General features: G+C 70.1%; 19 protein-coding genes, 2 tRNA genes and 2 pseudogenes. 11 read left to right on the forward strand and 12 right to left on the reverse strand.

The features are described from left to right. Positions 1-57: 57 nt before the first annotated feature. Both ABD299_RS11365 and ABD299_RS11370 read right to left on the reverse strand, forming a co-directional pair. Positions 58-441 (reverse strand): hypothetical protein, encoded by a 384-nt coding sequence (locus ABD299_RS11365; protein ID WP_344261111.1) that lies wholly within the window; start codon positions 439-441, stop codon positions 58-60. A 172-nt stretch (positions 442-613) separates the two neighbouring features. Beyond that, positions 614-3,664: a carbohydrate binding domain-containing protein gene (locus ABD299_RS11370; RefSeq protein ID WP_344261113.1), complete on the reverse strand. Its 3,051-nt coding sequence runs from the start codon at positions 3,662-3,664 to the stop codon at positions 614-616. Between the two features lie 539 nt (positions 3,665-4,203). On the opposite strand from ABD299_RS11370, the gene ABD299_RS11375 reads away from it, so the two are divergent. From ABD299_RS11375 to ABD299_RS11390, 4 genes and pseudogenes are all read left to right on the forward strand, one after another. Next, the gene (locus ABD299_RS11375) at positions 4,204-5,454 is read left to right on the forward strand and encodes a GAF domain-containing protein (protein ID WP_344261116.1); all 1,251 of its coding nucleotides are present in this window, start codon (positions 4,204-4,206) and stop codon (positions 5,452-5,454) included. Between the two features lie 123 nt (positions 5,455-5,577). Continuing rightward, a complete protein-coding gene (gene adh / locus ABD299_RS11380) occupies positions 5,578-7,095 on the forward strand; it encodes an aldehyde dehydrogenase (protein ID WP_344261119.1) in 1,518 nt (505 codons plus the stop codon). Beyond that, on the forward strand, positions 7,095-7,514 hold the full coding sequence (locus ABD299_RS11385; protein ID WP_344261122.1) for a DUF779 domain-containing protein: 420 nt from the start codon (positions 7,095-7,097) through the stop codon (positions 7,512-7,514). The genes adh and ABD299_RS11385 overlap by 1 nt, the downstream gene beginning before the upstream one ends. A gap of 147 nt (positions 7,515-7,661) precedes the next feature. Next, positions 7,662-8,072 (forward strand): annotated as a pseudogene (locus ABD299_RS11390) (DUF234 domain-containing protein); the annotation flags it as partial. A 41-nt stretch (positions 8,073-8,113) separates the two neighbouring features. Here ABD299_RS11390 and ABD299_RS11395 read toward each other — a convergent pair. Continuing rightward, positions 8,114-9,661: an MFS transporter gene (locus ABD299_RS11395; protein WP_344261125.1), complete on the reverse strand. Its 1,548-nt coding sequence runs from the start codon at positions 9,659-9,661 to the stop codon at positions 8,114-8,116. A 577-nt stretch (positions 9,662-10,238) separates the two neighbouring features. Here ABD299_RS11395 and ABD299_RS11400 point away from each other — a divergent pair. Further along, entirely contained in the window at positions 10,239-11,279 is a 1,041-nt protein-coding gene (locus ABD299_RS11400) for a glycoside hydrolase family 11 protein (protein ID WP_344261127.1), read from the forward strand. A gap of 90 nt (positions 11,280-11,369) precedes the next feature. Continuing rightward, the gene (locus ABD299_RS11405; RefSeq protein ID WP_344261129.1) at positions 11,370-12,356 is read left to right on the forward strand and encodes an HNH endonuclease; all 987 of its coding nucleotides are present in this window, start codon (positions 11,370-11,372) and stop codon (positions 12,354-12,356) included. A 45-nt stretch (positions 12,357-12,401) separates the two neighbouring features. Here ABD299_RS11405 and ABD299_RS11410 read toward each other — a convergent pair whose 3' ends face one another. The 4 genes from ABD299_RS11410 to ABD299_RS11425 form a co-directional block, all read right to left on the reverse strand. Further along, positions 12,402-12,887, reverse strand: a complete 486-nt coding sequence (locus ABD299_RS11410; RefSeq protein WP_344261132.1) for a GNAT family N-acetyltransferase — start codon at positions 12,885-12,887, stop codon at positions 12,402-12,404. 263 nt (positions 12,888-13,150) lie between these two features. Beyond that, positions 13,151-13,666, reverse strand: a complete 516-nt coding sequence (locus ABD299_RS11415; RefSeq protein WP_344261135.1) for a hypothetical protein — start codon at positions 13,664-13,666, stop codon at positions 13,151-13,153. 281 nt (positions 13,667-13,947) lie between these two features. Next, complete coding sequence (locus tag ABD299_RS11420) at positions 13,948-15,045, reverse strand: helix-turn-helix domain-containing protein (RefSeq protein ID WP_344261138.1); 1,098 nt, start codon at positions 15,043-15,045, stop codon at positions 13,948-13,950. A 227-nt stretch (positions 15,046-15,272) separates the two neighbouring features. Continuing rightward, the gene (locus tag ABD299_RS11425) at positions 15,273-16,628 is read right to left on the reverse strand and encodes a flavin monoamine oxidase family protein (protein ID WP_344261141.1); all 1,356 of its coding nucleotides are present in this window, start codon (positions 16,626-16,628) and stop codon (positions 15,273-15,275) included. Positions 16,629-16,689: 61 nt separating this feature from the next. On the opposite strand from ABD299_RS11425, the gene ABD299_RS11430 reads away from it, so the two are divergent. Further along, entirely contained in the window at positions 16,690-17,298 is a 609-nt protein-coding gene (locus tag ABD299_RS11430) for a TetR family transcriptional regulator (RefSeq protein WP_344261144.1), read from the forward strand. A gap of 205 nt (positions 17,299-17,503) precedes the next feature. Here the strand turns inward: ABD299_RS11430 and ABD299_RS11435 are convergent, their stop codons facing one another. Genes ABD299_RS11435 through ABD299_RS11445 form a run of 3 tightly spaced genes read right to left on the reverse strand, consistent with a single transcriptional unit; the run spans position 17,504 to position 20,574 of the window. Further along, entirely contained in the window at positions 17,504-18,955 is a 1,452-nt protein-coding gene (locus ABD299_RS11435; RefSeq protein ID WP_425581315.1) for an AAA family ATPase, read from the reverse strand. Between the two features lie 60 nt (positions 18,956-19,015). Then, a complete protein-coding gene (locus ABD299_RS11440) occupies positions 19,016-19,585 on the reverse strand; it encodes a GNAT family N-acetyltransferase (protein WP_344261150.1) in 570 nt (189 codons plus the stop codon). After that, the gene (locus ABD299_RS11445; protein WP_486388911.1) at positions 19,582-20,574 is read right to left on the reverse strand and encodes an NsdA family TPR-like regulatory protein; all 993 of its coding nucleotides are present in this window, start codon (positions 20,572-20,574) and stop codon (positions 19,582-19,584) included. Before ABD299_RS11445 ends, ABD299_RS11440 begins: the two co-directional genes overlap by 4 nt. A 142-nt stretch (positions 20,575-20,716) precedes the next feature. Here ABD299_RS11445 and ABD299_RS25140 point away from each other — a divergent pair. Next, positions 20,717-20,824: pseudogene (locus ABD299_RS25140) on the forward strand (tyrosine-type recombinase/integrase); the annotation flags it as partial. 67 nt (positions 20,825-20,891) lie between these two features. Here ABD299_RS25140 and ABD299_RS11450 read toward each other — a convergent pair. Continuing rightward, positions 20,892-20,952, reverse strand: a tRNA-Cys gene (locus tag ABD299_RS11450). Between the two features lie 237 nt (positions 20,953-21,189). On the opposite strand from ABD299_RS11450, the gene ABD299_RS11455 reads away from it, so the two are divergent. Beyond that, positions 21,190-21,462, forward strand: a complete 273-nt coding sequence (locus tag ABD299_RS11455; RefSeq protein WP_344261153.1) for a hypothetical protein — start codon at positions 21,190-21,192, stop codon at positions 21,460-21,462. Beyond that, entirely contained in the window at positions 21,459-21,887 is a 429-nt protein-coding gene (locus ABD299_RS11460) for a type II toxin-antitoxin system VapC family toxin (RefSeq protein WP_344261155.1), read from the forward strand. Before ABD299_RS11455 ends, ABD299_RS11460 begins: the two co-directional genes overlap by 4 nt. Positions 21,888-22,018: 131 nt before the next feature. Here ABD299_RS11460 and ABD299_RS11465 read toward each other — a convergent pair. After that, a tRNA-Arg gene (locus tag ABD299_RS11465) sits at positions 22,019-22,091 on the reverse strand. Positions 22,092-22,428: 337 nt separating this feature from the next. Here ABD299_RS11465 and ABD299_RS11470 point away from each other — a divergent pair. Next, positions 22,429-23,157 (forward strand): flavodoxin family protein, encoded by a 729-nt coding sequence (locus tag ABD299_RS11470; RefSeq protein ID WP_344261157.1) that lies wholly within the window; start codon positions 22,429-22,431, stop codon positions 23,155-23,157. Positions 23,158-23,210 lie beyond the last annotated feature (53 nt).

Consider the following 23,210-nt stretch of genomic DNA (forward strand, 5'->3'; position numbering starts at 1 on the left):
GCCGAGCGCACGACGGCCGGCGACGCGCCGGGTGCGCGCCGGATCGTGCCGCCGGTGTCAGGTCTTCCGGGCGGGCAGCGCCCGGCGGGCGGCGCGGGCGACCCGGACGCGGGGCCCGGCCAGTTTCGCGCGCCGGCGCCGGGCGCGCTGCGGACGGGTCCGCGACGCCGCCGGACGCACCGTGCGCCGGCTGCCGCGCGCCGGCGCCGGCGGAGCGGCGGACGGCTCGGGCCGCCGCTCGGTCTCCTCCGCCGCGGGGACCAATCCGCGGGCGCCTGCGGGCCGCATGGCCTGCAGCCACGCCGTGCGCAGCCGGTCCAGCTCCGCGCGCTCGGCGGGACCCCAGGGCCGGGCGCCGTGCAGGCGCACATACCGGCGGATCGCCTCGTTCGCGGCGGCAGCATCCTGACGCGACGGGACGCGGACGGGGGTTGCGGACATGAGAAGAGCATACGGGCAGCGACCGACAGTCACTACCCGATACTGGCCGGTTGCATAAGAGGGGCGTACGCCCGGCGCACGAGTCGCCGAGAAGAGGGGGCGGCGGACCGCGCATCCGCGCATCCGCCGCCCCCGGGGCACTCCCCGGCGCGCCCTGTCCTGCCGCCGGGGCCTACCTCAGATAGGGACCGTCCGAACCGATCTTCCCGGGCGCGTCGTTCGACCCGCCCAGGTCCAGGACGTAGGCCCGCAGATTGCCGGTGCCCGGCGCGCCCACCGACAGGGATCCGCCGGTCACGGTCCGGACGTCGCCGGTGACCGCGTCCCGGTAGGTTCCGTCCGGGATGCCCGACCAGGTCGCCCCGTGCGAGACGGTCACCAGCACGAAGCTGTCCACGCCGCTTGCCGCGTCGGTGTAGCGGCGCTTGAACGCCATCTCCCCGCTGACTCCCTCCGTCGAGTACTGCCCCTTCTGCAGGGCGGGGATCTCCCGGCGGATGAGGTTGAGCCGCTGCACGTGTTTCACCAGCGGCTTCTGCAGGGTCTGCGCGACCGGGCCGCTCGCCTCGGCGACCGTGCCGAAGCCGGAGGCCGTGACGCTGCCGGCGATCTCGTCGCCGTAGTAGGCGCGCCCGGTGGTCTCCAGCGGGCAGCTCGGACCGCAGTCGATCTGCGCGCCTTTCCGGAACTCGGTCTCGGAGCCGTAGTACAGCGTCGGGATGCCGCGGAAGGTCCACATCAGCGACATGTTCTCCGCCCAGGCGTCGGTGCCGCCGGTGTACCGCTCGTGGCTCTTGTTCGGGCCGAAGTCGTGGCTGTCCACGTACACCACGTTGTACGTCGCGTCGTTGACGGAGTCGTCGGAGTCCTTTCCGTTGTGGAAGGCGTTGCGGGCGTCACCGAAGTTCATGTGCATCCGCATGTCGATGATGTGCATGCCGGAGAACCGGCTGTGGTCCGGCGTGCGGTAGCTGTTGCCGTCCAGGAAGGCGTTGGCCGAGACCGGCTGCCCGGCCGGGCCCAGCCCGTTCTCGTGCTCGTACTCCTCCAGCGCCGCCGTCGCGTCGTCCGCGCTGTACTGCGCCCGGGGCTGCCAGGTGAAGAACTGCGCCGAGTGATTGACCGAGCCGCGGTTCCACTTGTCGTTGACGAACGCCGCGACCTCGCCGAACACGAAGAAGTTGCGCGCCTTCTCCGCGCCGAAGCGCTGGGTGACCCGCTGCTCGATGGCCGGCAGGAAGTGCCGGGTCCAGATCACCCGGGGGACGTGCACCGCGGTGTCCACCCGGAAGCCGTCCACGCCCATGTCGATGTACCTGTTGTAGGCGCCGATCAAATAGTTCTGCACGGCGGGGTTCTCGGTGTTGAAGTCCGCCAGGTCGTCGTGCAGCCAGCAGCTGCGGGAGTCCTCGCCCTCCCAGTTGCCGATCCAGCACTGGTGGTAGTACTCCTCGGGGAACATCTCCGAGGTCGGGCTCGGCCACTGGCAGTTGTAGATCCGGTAACCCTCCGGGCTGGTGTGCGGGGTGGGCTTGCCCCAGTCCACGCAGGTGTTGCCGCTGGGCTCCTGGGTGGACCACAGGTCGCCGTTCCAGTACGACTTCCCCGACTTGGGCTCCACGGTCAGCCCGTCGTAGGCGAAGTCCTCGTTGGGCTCGTCGTACAGCCAGCTCCACTGCTCGTCCCGGACCCCGTAGGCGGTGGGCACGAACAGCCCCTTGGCGCCCCAGCGCGAGGAGTGGTTGTAGACCACGTCCTGGTAGATCTTCATGCCCTTGGCGTGCGCCGCGTTGATCAGGTCCTGGTACGAGGCGCCCGCCGATTCGAGGCGGGGGTCGACCCGGTAGAAGTCCCAGCCGTGGTAGCCGTGGAAGTCGTAGTCCGACCGGTTCAGCACCACCGGGGTGATCCACACCGCGGAGAAGCCCAGGCCCTTGATGTAGTCGAGCCTCTCGATCAGGCCCTTGAAGTCGCCGCGGAACATCGGGTCGTCGTAGTCGGCGTTGCCGGACCGCTCGTGCTGGCTGCCGCCGCGGTTGTTGGAGCTGTCGCCGTCGTAGAAGCGGGCGGTCATCACGAAGTAGATGGGGTCCTCGCGCGGGTCGGTGCCCAGCGGCTCCCCGGCGGCGGGGGCCCCCGGGGCGTCCCCGGTGGTCACCGTGACCGGGGCGGACTCGGCGGAGAGGTTCCCGGCCGCGTCCTTGGCCCGCACCGTGTAGGTGTAAAGGGTCCTCTCCTCCAGGTTCGCGTCCGAATGGACCGTCGAGGCGGTGTCCGTGACCACCGTGCCGGTGCCTCCGCCGGTCCGTGTCACCCGGTAGCCGGTGACCGCCACGTTGTCGGTGGACGGTCCCCAGCTGAGGACGACCGACACCCCCTCGGCCGAGGCCGTGACCCCGGAGGGAACCGTCGGCGCCTCGGTGTCCGGGGTGTGCCCGGCACACGGGTCGTCCGCGTCCGGCGTCACCACCCGGTCCTCGACCGTGCTGACCCCGGCCGTCAGGGTGTAGTCCCGGCCGTTGTTGTTGTCCCAGGTGCCGTTGCCGTTGTTGAAGGCGGCGGTCAGCCCGGTGGCCTCGCCCAGGGCGACGGTGTGCCGCATCCATCCCGGGCAGACCTCGGTCATGCCCAGGCCCGGGACGTCCGTCCAGCTGCCGCCGTCCGGCCGGTAGTGGATGTTGGCCGCCCCCCAGCCCAGCGTGCCGGTGCCGAACCAGACGGTGGCCTCGTTGCCGCCGCCCCCGTCCGGGTCGTCACCCCCGGCGCCGCCGCACGGGTCGGTGTGCGAGATGCGGCCGTCCCGGACGGCGATCGAGCCCGTCCCCAGGTCGTAGTCCTCGCCACCGTTGTTGTCCCAGGTGCCGGACCCGTCGTTGAACGCGGCCCGCAGCCCCCCGGCGGAGCCGAGCTCCACGGTCGCCGTCACCCAGCCGGGGCAGGACGACTCCATCGCCGCGCCGGGCACGTTGGTCCATTCACCCCCGTCGGGGGCGTAGTGCAGGTAGTAGGCGTCCCAGTCACGGGACGCGGTCCAATAGTGGACGGTCGCCCGGTCCGCCCCGCCCGCGTCCTCCGCCGCGGAGGCGGCGGCGGAGGGGACGGCGGCATCCGCGGCGGTCGGGCCACCGGGGGCCGGGGCACCGGTCGCCGGCAGGGCCACCAGCAGGCCCAGGACCGGCGCGGCGACCCCCGTCAGGAGACGTCTGCGCAGCCAGCGTGTCATGTCGATGCGGCTCTCCTCGATCAGGACCGCCCACGGGCGGTCTCAGGAATGACGAGCCGTCAGCTGCGCGCCTCAACTCCGGCACTCGATCGCAAGAACTTGCGAAATCTCTTGCAACGAGGGGAGGTTACTGCCGCCCGCCCGGCCTGTGAAGAGGTCTCGCACGTCCGAGGCCACTGACCGCGGAGCAGCCGGCCTCCCGTCACGCCTGCCCCTCCTCGGCCCCGGCGTCGGACTCCGGACCACGGACTTCGACATCGCGGAGGCCGTCGCCCGGCTCGGCCGGGAATCCTCCTGCTCCGGCATCGCCGAGTGGGCCGACTATTCCCGCGCGACCGCGCGACCGCGCGCCAGACGTCGTCGCCCTCACCGCCTTCGCGCCCCGGGACGGACGCGACGGCACCCCGTGAAGAAACCTCCACTTCCCGCGGGTGGGGCAGGACCGCGGATTCACCGCGTCCGGACCGGTGCGCCCGGCGGCTTTCCGGGAGAGAATCGCGACGTTGAACCCTTAACGACAGCGAGGTCGGGGGTGATCCGTGGCAGCGCCCGTGGAGCTTTCGCGGCGGCGGACGGAGCTGGAGCACACGTGGTCCCGCTGGGTGCCCGCGCTGAAGGAGGCCGCCCGCTCCCCGGCCGGCCCGTCGCCCCGCCCGGAGGTCACCGCGTCCTGGGCCCGCTCGCTGAACACCGTCGACCCGCGCCGGGACAGCGCGCCGGTCACCGACGGAGGCACGGTCCACCCCCGCTGGTCCGCCTCGCCGCTGCGCGGCCCGGTCACCGCCGTCTCCCACGAACTGCACAGCATCGCCGAGGACGCGGGCTTCATCGCCGCCGTCACCGACGAGACCGGCACCATCCTGTGGACCTGCGGCGGCCGCGTCATGCGACGGCAGGCCGAGCGCGTCAACTTCGCCCCCGGAGGGCGGTGGAACGAACAGGCCATGGGCACCAACGCGCTCGCCCTCGCACTGCGCACCGGCCGGCCCAGCACCGTGTTCTCCGCCGAGCACCTCGTCGCGGCCCTGCACGGCTGGGTCTGCTACTGCGCCCCGATCCACGCTCCGGACGGACGCGTGCTCGGCGTCCTGGACCTCTCCAGCACCTGGGACCGCTCGCACCCGCTGGCGATGTCGGCCGTGCGCACCCTGGTGTCCTCCATCGAGTCCGCGCTGCGCACCGGGCAGCACACCGCCCCCGCGCCCCCGTCGCCGGAACCCCGTCGCGACGGCCTGCGCCTGACCTGCCTGGGCGACGCCGAGGCCGTGTGCGACGGCAGGCCGCTGCGCCTGCGCCCCCGGCAGCTGGAGATCCTGACGCTGCTGGCCCTGGAACCCCGCGGCTTCTCGCCGGAAGGGCTGCGCGACGCCCTCTACGGCGAGCAGCCGGTCACCGCCTCCACCCTGAAGGCGGAGGTCTCCCACCTGCGCCGGGCGCTCGGCGGCTGCCTGACCACCCGCACCTGGGCGCTCACCCGCGCGGTGGACTGCGACGCCGTCGCCGTGCTGCGCGCCCTGGACGCCGGGGACACCGACGGCGCCCTGCACCGGTACCAAGGGCCGCTGCTGCCCCGGTCGGAGGCACCCGGCGTGGTGGCCCGGCGGGAGCACCTTCAGGTGGCGATGCGCTCGGCGGTGCTGGCGGGCGGCAGCCCGGAGCACGCCCTGCGCTACGGCGAACTCGTCCCCCACGACATCGAGATCCACGAGCACGCGCTGCGCGTGCTGGCCCTCGGTGACCCGCGGCGGGCGGTCGCGGCCGCCCGCCTGAGCACCGCGCTGCGGTACTGAGCCCGGCGCCCGGAACGGCCGCCGCGCGGACGCCAACCTTTCACCAACCCCCGGGCCCCACAGTGCCTCCACGGGGTGCGACGGCCACCGCACCCCCACCGCACGCGATCGAGGAGCCGCACCATGGTCTACGCGCAGCCCGGCACCGAGGGCAGCATCGTCAGCTTCGCCTCCCGGTACGACAACTGGATCGGGGGCGAGTGGGTCGCCCCCGTCAAGCAGCAGTACTTCGACAACCCCTCCCCGGTGACCGGCAGGACGTTCTGCCAGGCCGCCAGGTCCACCGCGGAGGACATCGAACTGGCACTGGACGCCGCGCACGCCGCGGCCGTCACCTGGAACCGCACCTCCGCCACGGAACGGTCGGTGATCCTCAACAGGATCGCCGACCGGATCGAGGAGAACCTGGAGAAGCTGGCCGTCGCCGAGACCTGGGAGAACGGCAAGCCGGTCCGGGAGACGATGGCGGCCGACCTGCCGCTGGCCGTGGACCACTTCCGCTACTTCGCCGGGGTGATCCGCGCCCAGGAGGGCAGCATCGGCGAGATCGACGGGGACACCGTCGCCTACCACTTCCAGGAGCCGCTGGGCGTGGTCGGACAGATCATCCCGTGGAACTTCCCGCTGCTGATGGCCACCTGGAAACTGGCCCCCGCGCTGGCCGCCGGCAACTGCGTGGTGCTCAAGCCGGCCGAGCAGACCCCGGTCAGCATCCTCGTGCTGATGGAGCTCATCGCCGACCTGCTGCCGCCCGGCGTCGTCAACGTGGTCAACGGCTTCGGCGCCGAGGCCGGCAAGCCGCTGGCCTCCAGCCCGCGGGTGGCCAAGGTGGCGTTCACCGGCGAGACCACCACCGGGCGGCTGATCATGCAGTACGCCAGCGAGAACATCGTCCCCGTCACCTTGGAGCTGGGCGGCAAGAGCCCGAACATCTTCCTGGACGACGTGACGGCCGCCGACGACGACTACCTGGACAAGGCCGTCGAGGGCTTCGTGATGTTCGCGCTCAACCAGGGCGAAGTGTGCACCTGCCCGTCCCGTGCGCTGATCCACTCCTCGGTGTACGACGCCTTCATGGAGCGCTGCGTGGCGCGCACGAAGGCCATCGTCGCGGGCGACCCGCTGGACCCGGCCACCATGATCGGAGCCCAGGCCAGCAACGACCAGTACGAGAAGATCCTGTCCTACCTGGACATCGGCCGGCAGGAGGGCGCCGAGGTCCTCACCGGCGGCGGACCCCGCACGGTGGAGGGCTGCGAGGGCGGCTACTACATCGAGCCGACGATCTTCCGCGGCACCAACGACATGCGGATCTTCCAGGAGGAGATCTTCGGCCCGGTGGTCTCCGTCACCACCTTCGACACCGTGGACGAGGCGCTCACCATCGCCAACGACACCCTCTACGGGCTGGGCGCCGGCGTGTGGACCCGGGACGGCAACACCGCCTACCGCCTGGGCCGCGAGATCAAGGCCGGACGCGTGTGGACCAACTGCTACCACGCCTATCCCGCGCACGCGGCGTTCGGCGGCTACAAGAAGTCCGGCATCGGCCGCGAGAACCACAAGATGATGCTCAGCCACTACCAGCAGACCAAGAACCTGCTGGTCAGCTACTCGCCGAAGAAGCTCGGCTTCTTCTGATGACCGGCCGGACACCGCGCACCGCCCGGGTCGCGCTGACGCCGGCGGCGGACTGGGTGGAGCGGCTGACCGCCGTGCACGGGCCGGTCGAGTTCCACCAGTCCGGCGGCTGCTGCGACGGGAGTTCGCCGATGTGCTACCCGCGCGGCGAGTTCCGGGTCGGCGCGTCCGATGTGCTGCTGGGGTACATCGCCGGCGACGTGCCGTTCTGGATGAGCGCGGACCAGTACGCCTACTGGAAGCACACCCATCTGACGGTGGACGTGGTGCCGGGGCGGGGCAGCGGATTCTCCCTGGAGGCCCCGGAGGGCGTCCGCTTCCTGATCCGCTCCCGCCTGCTGACCGAGGAGGAGCTGCGGCTCATCGAGGCCGAGCCACCGCTCCCCACCGGATCGGGGCCGCCTCCGCCTCCGGCCTGAGGGCCCCTTCGGGCCGGCGTCTCCCCGCGCCGCCCGGCGCCCCCACCCGAGAGGGGCCCTCCTCCCGCGCCACCCGGCACGGGAGGAGGGCCCCTCACTCGTCTCCGGACAGGGCCGCGCCGCAAGAACTGCGGGGTTCATTACTGGCGCCTGCGAGGCGATCTCGTCATGGACGTCATCCGTCGCCGGTGGACCTCGTGGCGCGGCCGGGCCGTGGAGCGGCTGGTCCGGGAGTCGCTCGCGCGGCTGGTGCCGGTGGGGGAGGTCCCGGCGGCCCCGGTGATCGGTGGCTACTGGACGCGGAGCAATGACGTGGAGATCGACATCGTGGGGGCGGACCGAGGGCCGGTGGCCGAGGAACTGCGCTTTCTCGGCTCCGTCAAGTGGCTGGAGAACTCCCCCTTCGACGCCCACGACCTGTCCGCCCTGCACAAGCACCGGGCGGCCGTGAGCGATCTGCCCGTACCGCTCGTCGCCGTCTCCCGCGGCGGGTTCGCCACCCGCGGGCTCGCCGGGGCCTTCGGCCCCGAGGAGCTGCTGGCCGCCTGGCAGGCCTGAGACGGGCCCGCCCCGGTCGCCGCACGCCGGGGGAACGCCGGTCAGCGGGCCCGGCGAGGGCCGCGCGGCCACACGAAGAAGACGGCGACCGCCGCCACCAGGCCCACCACGGCGGCGGCCCGCATCGTCCCGGCGACACCGGAGGTGAACGCCTCGGTGGCCACGCGGGCGACGGTCTCCCGGATGTCGGACGGCAGCGAGGCGATCGCCTCGTGGAACGAGGAGGAGTTCACCAGCGCCTCCTTGGCCTGAGAGACCTCCTCCTGGGAGAGACCCGAGGCGCGGACGACGTCGTCCCCTTCGCGCACGGTGATGCCACGGGCCGCGGCGGAGAACCCGGCGACCCCCAACGCGCCGCCGAGCATGCTGGACATCTTGAAGACTCCGGCGGCCGTTCCGGACAGATCGGCCGGTACCTCGCCCACCGCCGTGTCGGCCACCGGGGTGCTCACCAGGCCCAGCCCCAGGCCGGTCACGAAGAGCCCGCCGGCCAGCAGCCACGTCGTGGTGTCGTCGCCGAGTGCACCGAGGCCCGCCAGGCCGACGGCCGCCAGAAAGAGTCCGAGCACCACGGGCGGCCGTCCGCCGCCCAGGCGGTTCTCCAGCCTCCCGCCCAGCGGAATGCACAGAAAGACCCCGGCTGTGGCGGGCAGCAGCAGCGCCCCGGCCTCCACGGGGTCGTAGCCGCGGACGTTCTGCAGCCAGAGCACCAGGAGGAAGCTGAGCCCGGCGTAGAGGACGTTCATCGTCAGGTTGGCCGTGAGCGCTCCGTCGTACGTCCGGATCCGGAACAGCTTCAGGTCCACCAGAGGACGGCGCACCCGCCGTTCGATCCGGATCCAGGCGGCGGCGAGCACGACGGCCGCCACCAGCAGGCCCACGGTCAGCGGGCTCGTCCAGCCGGCGTCCGGCCCTTCGGTGAGCGCGTAGAGCAATGCGAAGACCGCGAGGCCGACAGCGGCCAGGCCCGGCACGTCGATGTGACGGGAGACCCCGGTGTCGCGGGACTCGGGAGTGGTCAGCCGCACCACCGTGAGGGTGACGACGGCCAGCGGGATGTTGATCCAGAACAGCCACTGCCAGCCGAACGCGTCGGTGAGCGCGCCGCTGATCGCCGGGCCGACGGACAGCCCTCCCCAGGCCACCGCCTGCCACACCCCGAAGGCGGCCACCTCGGCCCGCCCCGAGAACTCGCGGGGGATCAGGGCCAGTGAGGCCGGGAGGACCAGGGCGGCCCCGATGCCCATGAGCCCCCGCCCGACGATCAGCCACGCCGCCGTGGGCGCGAGGGCCGCGAGCACGGAGAAGGCGGTCAGCAGAAGCGTTCCCACCTGCAACATCAGGCGGCGGCCGAAGAGGTCCGCGAACCTGCCGCCCGCGATCACCAGCGCTCCGGTGACAAGGCTGAAGGCGTTGTTGGCCCACTGGAGGGTGGTCATGCTGCTGTGGAACTCGTCGGCGAGGGTCGGGATCGCCACCGCCAGCCCGCTGAACGCCAGCCAGACCATTCCCGCGGCCCCGCAGACCGCGAACAGTGAGATCCACCGCTCGGCCGGGGCGGTGGTGCTTCCCGTTGAACCCTGGCGCATGACGACGCTCCCACGGTGGTGCCGGCGCTCGGAGACAGGCGGCCCCTGCGTCACCGGCCGCATTCGGAGAGTAGTGACGCGCGTGCGGCGCGTGTTCCCGGCGCGCCGGAAGCGGCCCGGCCGGGCCCGGAGTGTCCTCCGCTGCCCGCGAGGCAGAGTGCTCCGAAAGGTTTCCGGAAAGTATCGGCAGGGGTCGCGCTTGCCGTGGTCGTCCCTCCACGCCGACTCCAGATTTCTGCCGCCTTCGAGGTCCCGGGAGTCCCTTTGAACAGCAATAACCCCTCAACGGGCGTTACTCGCCCGAGGGTTGAGCTATCGGAAATTCTCCGGGAACTGTTGACAGTCCGTCGGACCGACCCAACACTGTCGCCATCGACAGGCCGTCACGGCTGTCGGTCCGGACCACCTGCCGTGGCCCGGTCGCGCGTTCACCGTTCCGCACGGCGGACGCACTCACCCACCGTCGTCGTACGACGCCGGCACGCGGTGGCCGAACCCTGGCCACCGGCAGCGCCGTCGGCTCGTATCACGCTGCCTGGCTTCCCCGCCAGCCTTCAGAAGAAGGAAGGAAGCACGCATGAACGACGCACTGTCCTCTCCGAAGAAACACAGACCCGGCCGAATCCGGCGTCTGCTGAAGACCCGGCTGCTCAGCCGCGCCAGGCTGATCGTCGCCGGCGTGTCCGCCGCGCTGATCGCGGTCGCGGTGCTCCCGGCCGGCACCGCACACGCCAACCCCATCACCTCGAACCAGACCGGGACCCACGGCGGGTACTTCTACTCGTTCTGGACCGACGGCGGTGGTTCCGTCTCCATGAACATGGGCTCCGGCGGCAACTACAGCACCAACTGGAGCAACACCGGCAACTTCGTCGTCGGCAAGGGCTGGCGCACCGGCAGCCGGATGAGCGTGAACTACTCCGGGACGTTCAACCCCTCCGGCAACGCCTACCTGGCGCTCTACGGATGGGCGAGGAACCCCCTGGTCGAGTACTACATCGTCGACAACTGGGGCACCTACCGGCCCACCGGCACCTTCAAGGGCACGGTCACCAGCGACGGCGGCACGTACGACATCTACGAGACCACGCGCTACAACTCCCCCTCCATCGACGGTACGCAGACGTTCCAGCAGTACTGGAGCGTCCGCCAGACCAAGCGGACGGGCGGCACGATCACCACCGGTAACCACTTCGACGCGTGGGCCAGGGCCGGGATGCCCCTCGGCAACCACGACTACATGATCATGGCGACCGAGGGCTACCAGAGCAGTGGCAACTCCAACATCACCGTGGGCGGCTCCGGTGGTGGCGGCGGTGGCGGTGGCGGCGGAGGGGGTGGCGGCGGCGGTGGCGGCTGCTCCGCGACCTTGTCCGCGGGTGAGCAGTGGGGCGACCGCTACAACCTCAACGTCTCGGTCTCCGGCTCCAGCAACTGGACCGTGACGATGAACGTTCCCTCCCCGGCGGAGATCATCGCCACCTGGAACGTCCAGGCGACATGGCCGAGTCAACAAGTCCTGACAGCCAGACCGAACGGCAACGGAAACAACTGGGGTGTCACCATCAGACACAACGGCAACTGGACCTGGCCATCGGTCTCCTGCACAGCGAACTGACCCGGGCCGGGTGACCACCTGACCCGTCGGGGGGGGGGCGCCNCATCCACCGATAAGTCGATTGTCGTATCAAGTGTTTAAACTCCGGCCGTGGGCAACGGAGCGATCTCGCGCAGCGACATCCTGAAGACACTTGACGAGTACGACGAACTCGGCCGCGAGGTGTTCCTACGGAAGTACGGCTACCGGAAGGCCCACACCTACATCCTTGTCCACGAGGGCAAGGAGTACGACTCGAAGGCCATCGCCGGGGTGGCGCACAAGTACCGGTACGGCGAGCCGCTGACGCCACAGGATCTCAGCGGAGGTGTCGGCCACGCGGTGGACTGGCTGATACGCGAGGGCTTCACCGTCGAAGCCGTTCACGGGCGGGAGTGGACACGCGACGAGCTCATCCTGATCTGCGACCAGGTCGCCAGGAATGAATGGAAGGACCTGGCGATGAAGGACCCCCGCATCGCCGAGCTTTGCGACCTCCTGAGTCTCCTCGTGCCCAGCCCGGAGCAGAGGCCCGACACCGGCAGCCGCCTCACCGACGAGGTGTCCCGAACGACCTCCGACATCGCGAAGCACCGCTCGGGTCGGCAAAGCTCAGCCGGCAGACAGCGGTTGGTGCTCGACGTCCTGGATGACTTCCTCAGCCGACCCACCGAGATGGCTCGCGCCGCACAACTCCTGCGCGACGGACTGCGGAACGGCTCCCTCCATCCGGCGCGGCCCGGGGACGACGAGAACGACAACAGTGAGGAGGAGTTCAGCGCGCCGGAAGGCCGCACCCTGTACCGGCGTCACCGCACACGTGAGCGCAGCAGGGCACTGCGTTCACGGAAGATCGCCACCGTGCTCAGAAGCGGCGGCACCCTCGCCTGCGAGGTATGCGACTTCGACTTCGGCGCGGTCTACGGCGAGCGCGGCGAAGGCTACATCGAATGCCATCACGTGGTTCCCCTGCACGAAGCGGGCGAGGGGACCACACGTCTCTCGGACCTCGCCCTGATCTGCTCCAACTGCCACCGCATGATCCACCGCGCGGCCCCCTGGCCCACCCCGGCCCAGCTCCGCGCAACCCTCCGCTGAGAGCCGGCTCAACCCGGGACGGCCGACGTCCCTCCCCGGCGGGACTCACAGACTCCGGAACATGACATGGAGCCCCACCCGCCCGTGCTCCGGGTGATCGAAGGCTCCGGGGACCGTCCCGATCACCTCGAAGCCCAGCGACTTCCACAGATGCACCGCCGGGGCGTTGACCTCCACGACCGCGTTGAACGTCATACCACTGAATCCCTGCTCCCGGCACCAGGCAATGGCGTACTGCCCGAGCGCCCGCCCGATGCCCCGGCCCTGGTGTGCGGGATCGACCAGGAACGAGGCCGTGCCGATGTGCGACCCACGGCCCGGACGGTTGGGCCCCATCTTGGCCGACCCGACGATCTCGCCCCCGTCCACGGCGACAACGGTGCGGCCCGGCGGCTGCTCCATCCACCAGGGCTTCGCCTCGTCCGGGGATTGCCGCTCGGGGAACGGGTAGGTCCTGCCCGCCGCCATGATCGTGGCGTAGAACGGGTAGATGCCCGGCCAGTCGTCGTCAGTGGCGACGCGGATCTCCATGCCGCCGAAGATACGCCGAAGGACCGGCAGGCGCTCCGGCTTTTCCCGGGAAGAGACTCTCCGCGCCCCAATCGGAACGAACCCCGCGAAACACGGATGGGCAGAGCACTGATCTCCGCAGCGCATCGCCGACAGGCACGTGGGTATCGGTGTCGCCTACGGCCTCGAGCTCGAGTCCGTCCTTGACCAACTCGGCGTCCCGGGCCCAGTGGGTGTGGCAACACTCACCGAATCCGCCTGCGATCGCTTCCCGGCCCCGACTCTCAGGAGACGGTGCCGGGACTTTCGCACTCGAGCAGCTCGCGGGCTGCACGAACGGCTGCTTCCTTCAGCCGCTCCAGAGGTATGTCCCACGTCTCGTCCCAGTCCTCCAGCTGTACGGCGCATGCGACGACTGAGGCAAGTTCGCTGGGATAGTCGAGGGCAATGGCTACTTCGGCCCAGATGAGGTCGGCGCCGGTTGCCGGGTCCAGAGAACCATCTACGATCTGCGCGGCCAACCAGTATGCCAAGGCCCACTTGGCGGCCATCGGATCGGCAGGAGCATCGAAGCCGATGCCCAGCTCTTCCGCCAGGTGGCCGAACAGTTCCTGAGCCTCGTGCTCCTCGCGGCGACCGAGGCCGGCCAGGAGCGGGAGCGAGGGCGAGTCGATGCCGGCCAGGAGCGCGTCGAGGGCAGCTCGGATGAGCCGGTCGGATCCGACATGGCGGCCAAGGGCGCGCGTCCGGGCGAGGGTTCTCAACTCCGTGAGTGCTTGCTCCTCGGTGAGACCTGACACCGACACCTCCCGTTGCCCGACCTGGCCATCGCCACGGCCACGGCCCTCGTGCATGTCGTACCCCGCATGAGTCAGTGTGCGAAGACTCCTTCCCGCTCGCACCACTCGGCGAATCCACCGTGTTTGAAGGGGAGACGGTACTGACTCGCGAGCAGGTCGTCGGCCGGCGCAGACACCGACGGTACCGTGAGAAGCCCTTCTCGAATCGCGTCGCACAGCAAGCCCAGGGTGCGACGGACGGTGCGGGCCGGTGTCCAGCACATAAGCGGTGGGCGGCTCCGTCACGACGTCACTTTCCAGATCTCCGACTCCGGCAGGGGAGGAAGATCGGGGAGCTCGTCACGGGTGAAAGTGCCGCGGAGCAGCCCGAGGGCTCGATCAGCGGTAATTACCTCGCGACGGTAGAGCTTCAGCACTGCCTGCTGATAAGGCCGAGGCATCGCCACCGGGGCCAGTTCCTCCCTGATGACGAGATTTTTCTCCACGATGTCGGCCTGCTTGGTCTGAACGCCGCGAATCTCATCCGAGCGGCTTCTGTCCACCAGATCGATCTCGAGAAGCCTGCGCGCCAGGGTCGTCATGTCCACTCCGTAGTGACTGGCGGCACGGACTGCGGCGTCGCGCCACGTCTCGTCCGAGATGGCCAGCCACTTCGTCCAGCGTCCACGGAGATCTTCTCCGGGCAGAAGGAGGGCGCGGGCGAAGCGGTCCAGCCTGGCCTCCATACCCTGTGCCTCTGCTGCGGCGACCCGCCAGTCCAGCGAGAACTGGTCGGCGATGAGGTAGTGCCCCAGCTCGTGGGCAGTCGTGAGGCGCCGGCGCCCCACCCGCCAGTGGCCGTTGACGACGGCGACTCCGCCGCGTCGCAGCAGCACCGTGCCACCGTCCGCACCTTCTCCGAGGTCTACGGCGAAGACCAGCAGTCCCACGTCGGCGCACAGCCGGGAGAGTTCGTGTGCCGGCTGGTCCGCTCGAAGGCCGAGGAGCCGGCGCGCGGAAGCTGCCAGCTGCTCCGCTTCCGCTGTCGCGCGAGGGTGGGGCAGCGGTTCCGGCTGTGCCTCGGTCAGTTCGGGACAGCGTGAGGTGACGAATTCGGCGTCCCGCACGAGCGAGTCGAGTTCCACGTCGATGGCCTGCACGGAGACCTCGGACTGCGCTCCTCGGTACGAGGCGAGTGCGGGCGGGGTTTCCTCGACGAACCACTCCACCCGGCGTCTCAGTTCGCGTGCGATGGCGACTAGTTCCACGGCAGCCACCCCGCGGGTGCCCGACTCGATCTTCGCCAGCGCTGTGCGGTCCATGCCGACAGCGGCAGCCAACTGAGCCTGGGTGAGTCCGTTCTCCGCTCTCGCCTCGGCAACGCGCACCCCGATTTCCATGTGTGCGAATCTAGCACAAGGACCCCGGAGATTACTGGGGAAATGGGCCGAATCGGGCGTTGTCCGCCGCGGGAAGCGCGCGGCCGGAGCCGCACGGCGAATCCAGCCCGTGTGCCACGCCCGGACGCTGATCACCGAGCCGCCCCACGGCGGTCGCGATACTCCGGAGTGGCCCGCTGCTCGTCCATCACCGAGGGGCAGGCGCCATCTCGGCGGTGGCTTCCCGGTCAGCGGAACCGAGGAAGGATTTCGCCGGCGACACGATGGCCGGATTCGGCGGCCCCGTCGATGTAGCCCGCCCACTTGACGGCGGTCTCGGTGCCCGCCCAGTGCAGGGGGCCGATCGGCGCACGGAGCGCCGGGCCGAACCGGGTGAGGGTGTTGGGTACGGCGAATGCTCCGTAGCACCCGCGGCTGTACTCCTCCTCGGCCCAGTCCCGTTCGATGTAGGCGAGGGGGGAGCGGGCCCTGGGCCCGAAGTAGCCGACCAGGTCGTCGATCACCTGGGCGCGGCGCTCGTCGAGGGTCATGCGCGCACCGGCGTCGGCGTGCTGTCCCTCCAGGAACCCGACGAGGACGCCGGGGGAGCCGCCGAACGGCGTGTTGTCGAGCACGGCGCCCAGGGCCCGGACGGTGCTGTTCGCCTGGCCGCTCAGGCCCGCGTCGCGCCAGAACGGTTCGTCGTAGGCGACGTTGACCTTGATGACTCTGCCCATCGGCATCCGCTGGACGAGCTGATCGCGGTCGCCCGGAAGGCCCGGAGCGAAGCGGATGCGGGCCGCGAGCGGGGGCGGCACCGCGACCACGGCCCGGCGGGCGCGCACCGTCGGGCCGCCGCGCGTGAGCACGCGGACGCCCGAGGACTCCCACTCGATGTCGGTGACGGGTGCGCCGAGGATCACCCGGCTGCCGAGTTCCTCCGCCATGCCCAGCGCGATGCGCTGTGTCCCTCCGACCACGCGGTCCTGCTGCGCCCCGCCGGCCGCTTTGATCAGCGGGTCAAGGCCGCCGGCGCCGCCGACGTAGGAGAGTGCCCACAGCGCGGACATGTCCTCGGGCCCGGCGGCGAACACCGCCTCGGTCACCAGCCGGAGGAAGGCCCGGCCGCCCGCGGTGTGTGCGGTCCTGCGCAGCCAGGTGGCGAACGTCTGGCCGTCCAGTTCCCCGGCGCGGGGAGCCAGCCACGGATCGGCAGCGGCGACCTGCCGCGCGAGCCGGTCCAGGCGGTACTGGGCCTGCCCGATGTCGGCCAGCACCAGCGGATTCAGTCTCGGGATCCGGCCCGTGTATACGGAGCGGGAGGAGCCCACCTCGGCGATGTGCCTGCCGTCGACATGGGTGGGATAGGTGCGCAGGCCCAGCTCCTCGATCAGCGCCAGCACGCGGTCCTGGCCCGGGCCGACCCACTGGCCGCCCACCTCGATGGGTTCGCCCCCGGGCAGCTCGTCGTTCAGCAGCCGCCCGCCGACCCGGTCGCGTGCCTCCAGGACGAGCACGTCCGCTCCGCCCCGGACCAGGTCGCGGGCTGCCACCAGCCCTGCCACTCCGGCCCCGATGACCACGACGTCCGCGTGTTTCCTCATCGCCGTCACCCTTCATACGCTCTGCATGTGAGATGCGGAGTGTATGTGTTATCCCTTCTGTATGGAACGGCTGCGAGAGCGGTATGCGGAGAACACCCGCCAGAGCCTGCTCGACACGGGTCGGCAGCTCTTCACCGAGCGCGAGTACGCGAGCGTGTCCGCGGAGGAGCTGGTGCGTGCCGCCGGACTGACCCGCGGTGCGCTCTACCACCACTTCAACGGGAAGCCCGGACTCTTCGAGGCCGTCTTCGAAGAACTGGAACGACAGGCCACCGCGCGCATCACGGCGGCGATCGCCCCCCTCCCGGACCCGCGTGAGCGAGCCGACCGCGCGGTCGACGAGTTCCTCGACATCTGCATGGATCACGCCTACCGGCACATCGTGCTGCAGCAGGGGCCGATCGCCCTGGGCTGGCAGCGATGGCGTGAACTGGACCAGCTCCACCTCGGCGGCCTGGTCCTCGACATCGTGCGGGCCGCCCTCGACGCCGGCCGCCTCCGCCCCCACCCGGCGGAACTGATCGCCGGAGCGTTCTACGGAGCCCTGACCGAGCTCTCCCTGACGATCGCGGAGACCGACGATCGGGCCCGCACCCGCACCCAGGCCGCGAGCCTCGTACGCGACCTCCTCGCGGGACTGGCGGCAGACAGCCACCCACCCTCGGCATGACCAGCAGCCCACAGTCCGCACAGGCCCCGAGCCGGGCCGGGACGCGAGGAGGAACCGCATGTTCTCCTGGTCGTGGTGGGTGGCCCAGCGGCAAGCCGGAGCGGCGTGACACGGTGGCGGAGAGCAGCTTCCCTCTCCATGTCCGGTGGCGGTGCGGGCGCCGGTCAGGAGTACGAGCGGGCCGGAGGACGGGCGCGTCCCACCCTCATTCGCCGTGGTAGAGCCGGTGTGGATCGATCAGCTGGATGGTGGGGTCGCTCTCGGTCAGGTGGCGCAGCTCGTCGGTGAAGCCCACGCCGCTGTAGCACTGCAGCCGGGTGGTGCCAGTGGCCGTGCCGCGCCCGGTCAGGAGGGCGCGGATGTGCTGAAGACGCTCCAGGTGTCCCCTCCCCATGACGTCGTTCCACTTGGCCTCGCCGATGGCGAGCAGCGTCTCGCGGCCGCTGTCGGCCTCGCCGTGAGTCGCGATGTCGACTTCGTGGCTGGTTCTCGCGGCGGGATCGTTGACGGTCCCGCCGGCGACCCGTGTGACCTGCCCGCCGTGGGTCGCGGGGGCGGCGTACCAGCGGGCCCATTCGCGGCAGACCTGTTCGAAGTGCGGGCCGACGACTTTGCTGCGGAAGGTGGACTGGGCGCGGCGCCAGACAGCGGGCGCACGCCCGGGGCGTTCCAGGTCACCCCAGGCAGGGCGCATGACCGCGTGGTAGAAGGCGATGAGCGGTTCGGCGATGCGGTAGGCGGAGCGATTGCGGCGGAAGGCGTCGGCTTCGTGGGTGATCATGCCGACGTCCTGGAGGACGCTGAGCGGGTGGGCGAGGTCGGTGGACTTGCGGCCGAGGTAGTCGGCGATGCCGCCGCGAGTGGAGTTTCCGGCGGCGATGGCGGCCAGGACGGAGTGGTAGAGCGCGGTGTCGTGCAGTTCCGGTTCTTCGGCCAGCAGATAGCGGGCTTCGCGGAAGAGGGGACGGGCGGGATTGAGCACGGCGCGGGAGACCCAGGCGTCGAAGTCGTCGGGCCCGGCGGGGGAGTCGCCCTGAGTGAACTCGCGCCGGTAGGCGGGGGTGCCGCCGACGATGGCGTGAGTGAGCAGAGCGGTGCGCGGGTCGGTGATCTCCCAGAACTCCGCGGCCAGGCGGAAGTCAAGTGTGGGAACGACGAGTTCGAGGCCCGCACGGCCACGCAGCGGGGCATTGCCGGAGAGGAGTCCGCCCATGAACGACAGGGCTGAACCGCACAGCAGGAGCCGTACAGGGGTGTTGGTGCGCTGGGCGGTTGGGTCGAGAGCGCGCTGGAGGATCGAGGGAAGGGCGGGAGAGGCCTTGGCGAGAAAGGGGAACTCGTCGATGACCGCGACGGTCGGGCCGTCCCGGTCCGCGATGCGCAGGAGTTCGGTGACCGCCTCGTTCCAGTGGGTGAAGCGGAACGGGGTGGGCTGGCCCCGGTGGCGGGCGAGGGCTTCACCGAACTGGCGCAGGGCGTCGGCTTCGGTGGTCTCGGTGGCGGTGAACATGAAGCCGCCGCTTGCCCGTGTGACGGCGTCCAGGAGGAAGGTCTTTCCCTGGCGGCGGCGGCCGGACACCACGCCGAGCGTGGCATGCGGGCCGGGCAGGGCGGCGAAACGGGTCAGCTCGGCCCACTCGAAGTCGCGGTCGAACATCTCGGCGGGTTTGTCCACGGCTCACCTCTGCATGGATAGGTCCGCTTATTATAGCTCGACCTATACAAGTTTCCGCGGTGTCGGAGCAGGCCGGCGGGCGGCGCGGATCATCACCGTAAGCACTGGTGAGGCGGGCGACGGCTGACTCCGCCCGATGTCCTCGTACCCCCACGACTCGTAGAGCGCGTGGACCTTTCCGTCCCCGGCGGCTGGGTTGACCATGAGCGTGACGTAGGGCTCGTTGCGGTCGGCGAGGAGGGCGTCGTGGATGCGGCGGGAAGTGCCGGTCTTCCTCCAAGCCGTACGGACACCGAGCTCCTTCAAGGCCACGGCCGGCCGCTCGGTGTACTTCCCGGCAGGCGGAGGGGTGGTGCGTTGCCAGTAGCGGTCGCCGTGCTCGATGGAATTGGCGTAGGCGTAGCCGACCGGATGCCCCTCGACGTACGCGAGGACTGCCGTGAACCCCGGTTCGGTGCTGTGCCGCTCCAGGCGCTCGCCGAACGCGGTGACCGCGTAGTTCGGAAGGTGAAGCAGCGGAGCACGCACATCGGCGTACACATCGAGGAAGTCGCTGCGGACGGAGTCCAGGGTGGTGAAGGTGCGCAGTTCGGCGGCAGGCGCCCTGGTCATGAGTTGGCCCTCCAAGCAGCGGTGTGTTCGCTCCACATCTGAACGGCGGAACTGCGTGGCGCGGTGGTGGCCAGGGCGCTTCCGAACTTTTCCAGCATGCGCGTCACCCGGGGGTGGCGGCCGGCGGCTTCAGCGGGGACAGCCATTGCGGTTGCCGTCGCGGTGTCGGCATCGCCCTGCCCGAGTTGGGCGTGGGCGAGCCGGGTCGTAGCCACAGCCCGAGAGCGGACCATGTGGGGTCGCAGGGCGGAAAGGCAACGGTGGGCGTGATACTCCGCGGTGGGGTAGTCGCCGAGTGCCAAGTGAGCTGAAAGGGCCAGTGAGTCCAGCTCGGCTTGATCGTAGAAGGCGATCATCCACACCGGCCGGTTGTCTGTGGGATCGGCACGCAGCATGGTTTCCTGCGCCTGCTCGAACGCACGACGGACGCCAGTGCGGTCCTGTGCCGTCCCCTGGATGGCCCCCTGCCGGGCCAGACCGAGGGATGCGAAGAGAGGGTCCCGGCGAGTGAGATGCAGGTTACGGGCGACATCGTTTGCCGCGAGCGCGTCTGCGGGGCGGCCCATGTGCCGATACATGGTGCCCGCGTGGCTCCAGATGCGGAACTTGATCGTCTGATCCCCGGACATCTCGGCGAGGGCCTGCGCCTCACGCATGTATGACTTGGCTGCGTCGTATCGGCGGCCGTCGATGGCGGCCCACATGGCCGAAGAGGTGAACGCAGCCGCAGAGGCGTAGAGGCTGTTTCGCACACGCTGGGTGGCGCTGCTTGCCTTCTGCAGTGTGAGGGCGTCGTCGGCGAGCACGGCAGCCCGCTTCTCGATGCCAAGCTGTCCGCCGTGACGGTGGTCACTTGCGATGATCTCGACGAAACGCTCCCGCAGACGCTCCACGTCGCTCATACCGATGCGGCGAGGTGCCGCTGTGCCGGAAGCGGCTGCCGTCGCGGCGGCAGCCGCAATGCCGCCGACGAGAGTACGGCGCTTCATGTCGTGGTCCTCCTGCTGTGGCGCCACCGGCGTGGCGGGCCTCGAAGGCGGGCCGGGTCACATGGCCCAAATCAGCTACTCGACTGGCTCTCGAAGATGTCACCGGACTGTCCGCGACTGCTCTGGGATTCGTGCCTCGGAGCAGGTCAGCATCACGATGGACATGTACACACACGTCGTGCACGACACCCAGCGGAAGGCGATCAGCCACATGGAACGCCTGCTCAGACGACGCGGACCGACCGCCTGAGAGGCGACTGCCGTCAAACGTTGCCGTCAGAACGGCCCGGACCATGATCGGTCCGGGCCGTTTTGGCTGGTGCCCCGGCAGGATTCGAACCTGCGACATCCCCTGTAGGGGTTCGCCTTGAACGGGGCTGTGACCTGCGGAGATGTTGATCGCGAGGCGTCTGGTCCCACTCCACGTTCTCGCGTTCGCAAGGCTTGCCGTCTTCTTGTGCGCCACATCTGTTCCGGGCAACCACCTCGCTGAAGATGGACCCCGAACCCGGGCGGATGCCCACCTCCAGCCGCAAAACTGTGAGTGAGCGGGCGGAAACCCGTAGCCTGGTGTCGACAGTGCTACGCCACCCGACCAGTGCGGAGGGGATGCCGATGACCACAGCTCCCAGCAGTGGGCCTCACCTGCCGTCCCAGTCGTCACATCCGCTGCGGACCATCCGTGACATCCGGGAGTCCTTGCCCGAGGACCAGCGTCGGCACTTCGACACGGAACTCGCCGATACGGAGATCGAGGCGCTGCCCGCGATGCTCCACCGTTGGGTGACGCTGAGCAACGACGGCTTCGAGGAGTTCCTGTTCTCGGCCCCCTTCGAAGGGCTGGAGTTCGGTGCCCGCTCCTACGACGAACAGACGGACACCGAGTGATCTACCTGCTCGACACCAACGTCGTCGCCGAACTCACCACCCGGGCGCGGCCGGACCCACGCGTCATGACCTGGTTCCGGTCCACAGCCAAGCCCAACCGCTTTCTGAGCGTGATCACCGTTGCCGAGATCGAGGCAGGGGTGGCCGCCACTCCGGATCCCGTGCGACAGGCCCGCTACGCCCGAGCGCTCGCCGCGGTACGGCACGAGTACCACGACCGCGTCGCGTCGGTCGGCGCGCCGGAAGCAGCCGCCTACCTGGCGGTCCACAAGACGCTCAAGGCCGCCGGTGCCGGCATCGACCCACCGGATGCCTTGATCGCCGCTACCGCCCTGGCCAACGGCTGGACCGTAGTCACCCGGAATATCAAGCACATGGCCCGGACCGGAGCCCTGGTGATCAATCCATGGGAAGAGACGCTGTAAGCGGCACCTGTGGTCACGTTCCACTCCGCTGATGCCGTGCCGTCCTCCTCACCTTCCAGTCACGTACTGCCCGCCCGGGCTTCCCCGAACGGGCAGTGATCAACTGACCTGTGACCAGCGGTTACGCACTGTGCCCCCGGCAGGATTCGAACCTGCGACACCCGCTTTAGGAGAGCGGTGCTCTATCCCCTGAGCTACGGAGGCGTGTCCGGGTCGGACGGGGAGCGCCTGGCGGCGGAGTCTCGTCCGGTACGGCACGTCCTGTGGGACCGCGAGTGGAGAGCGGCCCCACACAGGGTATCGGATCGCGGCTCGGGGGTGTGCCGGGGTGTGGTAGGTGGCGTTGTGGGTGCGGGGAAGCCGGTGGGTCGCGGCTGCCGGATGGATGTGTCGGGGCGGTCGACGGGAGAGGGAGAGGGTGGGGCGGTTGGGTGAATCGGGGGGTGGTGGGGGTGGCGTGGCGTCGTGGGGGCGGGTGGGTGGTCAGGCTGGTGGGAGTGGCCGGGCCCGGGCCGGCCGGGCCGGATGTGAGGAGTGTGCCGTGACCGAGTCCTCCCGTGGTGCCCCCGCGCGCTACGACGATCTGCGTGCCCTGTTCGTCAACTGCACGCTGAAGCCGTCGCCGGAGAAGAGCAACACCCAGGGGCTGATCGACATCAGCCGGGGAGTGATGCAGAGCCAGGGGGTGACGGTGGACGAGCTGCGGGCCGTCGATCACGACCTGGCGCCCGGCGTCTATCCGGACATGACCGAGTACGGCGCCGCGCATGACGAGTGGCCGGTGCTGTATCCGCGGGTGATGGACGCCGACATCCTGGTGCTGGCCGGTCCCGTCTGGCTGGGGGACAACAGCTCGGTGATGAAGCGGGTCATCGAGCGGCTGTACGCCTGCTCCAGTGTGCTGAACGAGCAGGGGCAGTACGCGTACTACGGGCGGGCCGGGGGCTGTCTGATCACCGGCAACGAGGACGGTGCCAAGCACTGCGCGATGGACGTCATCTACTCGCTCCAGCACCTCGGCTACGCGATCCCGCCGCAGGCGGACGCCGCGTGGGTGGGGGAGGCCGGGCCCGGCCCGTCCTACCTCGACCCGGACTCCGGCGGCCCGGAGAACGACTTCACCACTCGCAACACCCACTTCATGACCTGGAACCTGCTGCACATGGCCCGGCTGCTGAGGGACGCGGGCGGCTTCCCGGCGTACGGCAACCAGCGCACGGAGTGGGACGCGGGGTGTCACCCGGGGCAGGAGAATCCCGAACATCGGTGAGTGGGAGGGACAGGGGCGGGTGGGGGGATAAGTGGGGAGTGGGGGGATAAGGG

The organism is Streptomyces sodiiphilus, assembly GCF_039529215.1.
GTDB classification, from domain to species: Bacteria; Actinomycetota; Actinomycetes; order Streptomycetales; family Streptomycetaceae; genus Streptomyces; species Streptomyces sodiiphilus.

Excerpts from the sequence above, each read along its gene's own strand:
- ABD299_RS11370 (WP_344261113.1), bottom strand. The coding sequence starts at position 3,664 with ATGACACGCTGGCTGCGCAGACGTCTCCTGACGGGGGTCGCCGCGCCG.
- ABD299_RS11425 (WP_344261141.1), bottom strand. The coding sequence starts at position 16,628 with ATGAGGAAACACGCGGACGTCGTGGTCATCGGGGCCGGAGTGGCAGGG.
- ABD299_RS11435 (WP_425581315.1), bottom strand. The coding sequence starts at position 18,955 with ATGTTCGACCGCGACTTCGAGTGGGCCGAGCTGACCCGTTTCGCCGCC.
- ABD299_RS11400 (WP_344261127.1), top strand. The coding sequence starts at position 10,239 with ATGAACGACGCACTGTCCTCTCCGAAGAAACACAGACCCGGCCGAATC.
- adh (WP_344261119.1), top strand. The coding sequence starts at position 5,578 with ATGGTCTACGCGCAGCCCGGCACCGAGGGCAGCATCGTCAGCTTCGCC.
- ABD299_RS11455 (WP_344261153.1), top strand. The coding sequence starts at position 21,190 with ATGACCACAGCTCCCAGCAGTGGGCCTCACCTGCCGTCCCAGTCGTCA.
- ABD299_RS11420 (WP_344261138.1), bottom strand. The coding sequence starts at position 15,045 with ATGGAAATCGGGGTGCGCGTTGCCGAGGCGAGAGCGGAGAACGGACTC.
- ABD299_RS11395 (WP_344261125.1), bottom strand. The coding sequence starts at position 9,661 with ATGCGCCAGGGTTCAACGGGAAGCACCACCGCCCCGGCCGAGCGGTGG.
- ABD299_RS11410 (WP_344261132.1), bottom strand. The coding sequence starts at position 12,887 with ATGGAGATCCGCGTCGCCACTGACGACGACTGGCCGGGCATCTACCCG.
- ABD299_RS11385 (WP_344261122.1), top strand. The coding sequence starts at position 7,095 with ATGACCGGCCGGACACCGCGCACCGCCCGGGTCGCGCTGACGCCGGCG.
- ABD299_RS11440 (WP_344261150.1), bottom strand. The coding sequence starts at position 19,585 with ATGACCAGGGCGCCTGCCGCCGAACTGCGCACCTTCACCACCCTGGAC.
- ABD299_RS11430 (WP_344261144.1), top strand. The coding sequence starts at position 16,690 with ATGGAACGGCTGCGAGAGCGGTATGCGGAGAACACCCGCCAGAGCCTG.
- ABD299_RS11365 (WP_344261111.1), bottom strand. The coding sequence starts at position 441 with ATGTCCGCAACCCCCGTCCGCGTCCCGTCGCGTCAGGATGCTGCCGCC.
- ABD299_RS11445 (WP_486388911.1), bottom strand. The coding sequence starts at position 20,574 with ATGAAGCGCCGTACTCTCGTCGGCGGCATTGCGGCTGCCGCCGCGACG.